At 72.0% G+C, this 4,339-nt stretch carries 7 protein-coding genes; 6 read left to right on the top strand and 1 reads right to left on the bottom strand.

Annotated elements, in window-relative coordinates; genetic code table 11:
• Positions 1-8: 8 nt before the first annotated feature.
• Positions 9-245, bottom strand: a complete 237-nt coding sequence (locus tag AB0G02_RS29910) for a hypothetical protein (protein ID WP_360800463.1) — start codon at positions 243-245, stop codon at positions 9-11.
• 85 nt (positions 246-330) lie between these two features.
• Between AB0G02_RS29910 and AB0G02_RS29905 the strand changes: the two genes are divergently transcribed.
• The 6 genes from AB0G02_RS29905 to AB0G02_RS29880 all read left to right on the top strand — a co-directional run bounded on the left by AB0G02_RS29905 (position 331) and on the right by AB0G02_RS29880 (position 4,276).
• Entirely contained in the window at positions 331-870 is a 540-nt protein-coding gene (locus AB0G02_RS29905) for an MOSC domain-containing protein (protein ID WP_360800459.1), read from the top strand.
• Between the two features lie 94 nt (positions 871-964).
• Positions 965-1,714: an SDR family NAD(P)-dependent oxidoreductase gene (locus AB0G02_RS29900; RefSeq protein WP_360800456.1), complete on the top strand. Its 750-nt coding sequence runs from the start codon at positions 965-967 to the stop codon at positions 1,712-1,714.
• A 133-nt stretch (positions 1,715-1,847) separates the two neighbouring features.
• On the top strand, positions 1,848-2,213 hold the full coding sequence (locus tag AB0G02_RS29895) for an SSI family serine proteinase inhibitor (RefSeq protein ID WP_360800453.1): 366 nt from the start codon (positions 1,848-1,850) through the stop codon (positions 2,211-2,213).
• Between the two features lie 203 nt (positions 2,214-2,416).
• Positions 2,417-3,166: a hypothetical protein gene (locus tag AB0G02_RS29890; protein WP_360800450.1), complete on the top strand. Its 750-nt coding sequence runs from the start codon at positions 2,417-2,419 to the stop codon at positions 3,164-3,166.
• Positions 3,153-3,602, top strand: a complete 450-nt coding sequence (locus AB0G02_RS29885) for a phage holin family protein (RefSeq protein ID WP_360800447.1) — start codon at positions 3,153-3,155, stop codon at positions 3,600-3,602. Before AB0G02_RS29890 ends, AB0G02_RS29885 begins: the two co-directional genes overlap by 14 nt.
• A 32-nt stretch (positions 3,603-3,634) precedes the next feature.
• Positions 3,635-4,276 (top strand): hypothetical protein, encoded by a 642-nt coding sequence (locus AB0G02_RS29880; RefSeq protein ID WP_360800444.1) that lies wholly within the window; start codon positions 3,635-3,637, stop codon positions 4,274-4,276.
• The last annotated feature ends 63 nt before the right edge of the window (positions 4,277-4,339 follow it).

Raw genomic sequence — 4,339 nt, 5'->3', positions numbered from 1 at the left:
GGTGTGGGTCAGGCCAGTACGGCGCGACCGGCGGACGTCAGCTCGGCCGGCACCCACGGGCCCGAGGCGGCTCGTGGCGCCGGGCGGAGCAGTCCGGCGTGCGCCAGCTCGCGGGCGGTCAGCTGGTCGCTGCACAGCAGGCCGTCGACCTTCAGGTCCGGTTCGCTGCTGCGGGTCACCTCGGCGCGTCCGGCCGCGATCGCCCGCAACACCGCACGTGCCCGGTGGTTCAGCTCGTCATCCATGATCAATCACCATCGTCCCCAGAATGTGTGCACCCTTCATATCGCCGGAGCGCCCCGAAGTCTTACTTCGGTAGGGTCTTGCCCCATGGGGATGGTCGAGGCCGTGAGCCGCAGCGGGGACTACACGTTCACGAAGCCGAACCAGGACGCGATCACGCTGGTGGCCGGTCTCGGTGTCGAGGGCGACGTCCACCAGGGCGTCACGGTGAAGCACCGGTCGCGCGTGCGGCGCGACCCCACTCAGCCGAACCTGCGCCAGGTCCACCTGATGCACGCCGAGCTGCACGACGAGCTGGTCGCCTCCGGTTTCGACGTCACGCCGGGCGCGCTCGGTGAGAACGTGACCACGCGCGGCGTCGACCTGCTGGCCCTGCCGACGGGCACGCGCCTGCACCTCGGCCCGCACGCCGTGGTCGAGGTGACGGGCCTGCGCAACCCGTGCCCGCAGATCGAGGCGTTCCAGGACGGGCTGCTCAAGCAGGTCGTCGGTCGTGACGAGCACGGCAACGTCGTCCGCCGGGCGGGCATCATGTCCGTCGTCCTGGTGGGCGGCGAGGTGCGCCCCGGCGACGAGATCCGGGTGGAGCTGCCCGCCGAAACCCACAGCCCCCTCGTGCCGGTCTGACCGGACCGCGGAGCATCGCGAACGGTTCGACTCCACCCGCCGCGCCGGCGTGCACAGTGCCGTGGCCGGTCCCGTGGCACTACTCTCCGTGCCCGTGACAGCACTTCTCGCGGGCACGGTCGCACTCGTCACCGGGGCCAGCGGCCTCATCGGGCGCGGCATCGCCCTGCGGTTCGCGGAGGCCGGGGCGGCAGTGGTCGCGCACGGCCATCGAGGTGACCTGGATCACGTCGTGGCGGAGATCGCCGCGGTCGGTGGACGGGCGACCGGACTGCGGGCCGACCTGTCCGACGAGGCCGCCTGCCACCGGCTCGTGCGCGCGGCGGCCGAGTGGGGCGGGCGACTGGACGCCGTGGTCAACAACGCGGGCGTGCAGCCGGTGCAGGATCTCGCGGGCATGACGGCCGCGCAGTGGCGCGCGGTGGTCGACGTGAACCTCACCGGTGCGTTCTCCTGCACCCAGGCGGCGGCGGAGGTGCTGGGCGAGGGAGGGTCGGTCACCCACGTCGCCTCGATCGAGGGCACGCACCCCGCCGCGGGCCACGCGCACTACAGCGCGTCCAAGGCCGCCCTGCTCATGCACGCCCGATCGGCCGCGCTCGAATACGGGCCGCGCGGGATCCGGGTGAACACCGTCTCGCCCGGCCTGATCGACCGGCCGGGATTGGCCGAGGACTGGCCGGACGGGGTCGACCGGTGGACGCGGGCCGCGCCGCTGGGCAGGCTTGGCCGACCCGGGGACGTTGGTGACGCCTGCGTTTTCCTCGCCTCCCCGATGGCGTCGTGGATCACCGGAAATGACCTGGTCGTGGACGGCGGGATCACCGCCCGACCCACCTGGTGAGCAATTCGGGGTGAACTGGAAACGTTAATTCACAGATTACGACATCCCGGTGAGATGCGAATCCGCTCGAATACGACCCGCTCGATCGGGTCACCCCACCGCCATGCGACGAACACGAACCCTCATGGCGTCCTTGTTCGCCTCCGGCCTGTTGGCCGCCCCGCTGATCGGTGCGGGCACGGCGTCCGCCGCACCGCCGGAGACCGATCTCGTGCTGGCGGTCTACCAGCAGGGAGCCGGGGTCGACAGCACTCGACTGACCTGCGACCCGGCGTCGGGCGAGCACCGGATGGCACAGGCCGCGTGCGGCCAGATCGAGGCCGCCGGCGGCGATTTCACGCAGTTGAGCGGTAGCGAACCGCAGTTCTGCACCTTCGAGTACGCGCCGGTGACCGCGATGGCTATCGGATCGTGGCGCGGCGAGCCGGTGCAGTACGTCGAGCAATTCCCGAACCGGTGCGTGATGGAGCAGGAGACCGGCACGGTTTTCTCGTTCTGACCGACTGACCGGACCACCACGAAAAGCGAGGGCGACCCCGCGGCCGACACCGGCCGCGGGGTCGTCGCACATTCCTCCGCCTTTCCACCGACCGGCGGGCCGCCCCGCGGGGTGTCCGGACAGTTGTTGTTGCGAAGGCGGTTAGGCGCGCGCTACGGGGGTAGGTCGGTAGGCGAGAACACGCCGACCGTGAGGAGTCCGTCGTGGACGAGAACCAGGTGAGCGCGGTCCGCGAGACCGCCGGGCAGGAAGGCACGGCCGTGGCGCAGCACGCCAGGCAAGCCGCCGGAGAGGTGGGTGCCACCGCGCGTGAACAGGTCGGCCAGGTCGCCCAGGAGGCGACGGGCCAGGCCAAGCACGTGGTGCGCGACATGCGGGAACGCGTCGCGACCGAAGCCGAGGAGCAGGCGCGCAAGGTGTCCCGGCAGATCGACCGCATCGCGGACGAGCTGGGCTCGATGGCCGAGAACTCCGGCCCCGACTCGCTGACCGCGGGCACGTTGCGGCAGGTGTCCGACGCCGGTCGGCAGGCCGCCCGGTACCTCGACGAACGCGGTGCGCGGGGCCTGCTGGACACCGCCCAGGACTTCGCCAGGCGCAAGCCGGGCACGTTCCTGATCGGTGCGGCCGTCGCCGGTTTCCTGGTCGCCCGCGCCGCGAAGAGCCTGAACGCGCCCTACCAGTCGCAGTCCGCCCAGTCGTCGCCGTCGCCGCAGCACGGCTACACCGACCAGACGCCGACGACGCCGGTGACCACGCCGACCGCCGTGCCGACGTACGCGTCGACCCCGCCGGAGTACGGCACGTCGACCGAGTACGGCACCTCGCCGGAGTACGGCACGACGACGACGCCGTCCGAGTACGGCACGTTGGCGCCGCAGATCCCGGCCGACCCGACCCCGGCCCCGCGCGCCCCCTACCAGCCGGAGGGAGCGCCGTATGTCCAGCGCTGACCGGGTGACGGAGGTCCACGTGCCGGAGACCCGCGTGCCGACGGCCGGGACCACCGAGGACCAGGCGTCGCTCGGGCAACTCATCGGTGAGCTGACCGAGGACCTGTCGCGGTTGATGCGCCAGGAGCTCGAACTCGCCAAGGCCGAGATCAGGCAGGAGGCCACCAAGGCGGGCAAGGCGGCCGGGATGCTGGGCGCGGCCGGGTTCGCGGGGTACATGACCGCGGTCCTGCTGTCCCTCGCCCTCGCGTTCGGCCTGGCCACGTTCATGGGGCTGGGCTGGGCGACGCTCGTCGTCGCCGTGCTGTGGGGCATCGCCGGGTTCGCCCTCTTCTCCGCGGGCCGTTCGCGGCTGCGCAAGGTGAACCCCAAGCCGGAACGCACCATCGAGACCCTGAAGGAGGACGCGGAATGGGCCCGTCACCCGACCAAATAAGGCACGACATCGACCGCACCCGCGCCGAGCTGGTGGCCGACGCGAACCGGATCGTCGACCACACCAGGCCGCGCAACATCGCGCAGCGCCGCGTGGACCGCGTCCGCAACCGCATGAGCACGTTGAAGGAGCGAGTGATGGGCACGGTTCCGGAGACCGCGTCGACGGTGCAGGACCGGACGGCGGGCATGGCTTCCACCGTCGGTGAGAAGGCCCAGGGTGCCGCCTCGACCGTCGGTGACAAGGCGCAGCAGGCCGCGGCCGCGGTCGGGGAGAAGGCCCAGGAGGCCGCCCACGCCGTGCAGAACGCGCCGCAGCAGGCGCGGCAGCAGGCCCGGGGCAACCCGTTGGCGGCCGGCCTGATCGCGTTCGGCGCCGGCGCGCTGGTCGCGACGCTGATCCCGGCCACACGGGCGGAGCAGGACGCCGTCCGCCAGCTCGGTGAACGCGCCGGCGGTGCCATCGAGCCGGTGAAGGAAGCCCTCACCGAGTCCGCGCAGAAGCTGAAGGAAGACGCGAGCACCGTCGTCGGTGAGGCCGCCGAGCAGGTCAAGCAGGTCGCCCAGGAAGCCACGCAGACGACCGTGGAGCACGCGAAGGGCTCGGCCCAGGAGGTCGGCCAGCACGCCCGCGAGTCGGGTCAGCAGGTCAAGTCCGAGGTCACGAACCAGTAGCACACCACCCACGCGAGCGGCGCCGGTCCCCTGCGGTTCCGGCGCCGCGCGCGTGCGCGGGCC

It is taken from the genome of Actinosynnema sp. NPDC023658, assembly GCF_040639995.1.
GTDB lineage: Bacteria > Actinomycetota > Actinomycetes > Mycobacteriales > Pseudonocardiaceae > Actinosynnema.
The sequence above is the reverse complement of the archived record's forward strand: the minus strand, read 5'-3'. Positions and strand labels throughout refer to the sequence as shown.

Bases quoted from the DNA above. Each gene is read 5' to 3' on its own strand.
- AB0G02_RS29910 (WP_360800463.1), bottom strand. From the start codon at position 245: ATGGATGACGAGCTGAACCACCGGGCACGTGCGGTGTTGCGGGCGATC.
- AB0G02_RS29905 (WP_360800459.1), top strand. From the start codon at position 331: ATGGGGATGGTCGAGGCCGTGAGCCGCAGCGGGGACTACACGTTCACG.
- AB0G02_RS29885 (WP_360800447.1), top strand. From the start codon at position 3,153: ATGTCCAGCGCTGACCGGGTGACGGAGGTCCACGTGCCGGAGACCCGC.